This window comes from Pseudomonas sp. ICMP 3272, from assembly GCF_001466905.1.
Lineage (GTDB): Bacteria > Pseudomonadota > Gammaproteobacteria > Pseudomonadales > Pseudomonadaceae > Aquipseudomonas > Aquipseudomonas amygdali.
Genome location: NZ_LKEK01000034.1, coordinates 1 through 220, shown reverse-complemented (window position 1 = coordinate 220; position 220 = coordinate 1). Strand labels below are relative to the sequence as shown.

1 protein-coding gene is annotated in these 220 nt (G+C 63.6%); it reads left to right on the top strand.

Going from position 1 to position 220, the window contains the following annotated elements:
• Positions 1-220, top strand: a 220-nt coding sequence (locus AO068_RS03870) for a condensation domain-containing protein (protein WP_236717208.1), incomplete at both ends; no start/stop codon positions are given.

Sequence of the window (220 nt, the reverse complement as noted above, 5' to 3'; positions counted from 1 at the left end):
TACGCCCTGGCCCCCTTGCAGGAAGGCATTCTCTATCACCATCTGGCCGCGGATGAAGGTGACCCCTATGTCTTGCAGATGCTCTTCGCGTTCGATGATCGCGAGTGCCTGGCTGGTTTCGCCGCGGCCTTGCAGAGCGTGGTCGAACGCCACGACATCCTGCGCACCAGCGTGGTCTGGGAAGGGCTTGAGCAGCCGGTGCAGGTGGTATGGCGCCCCG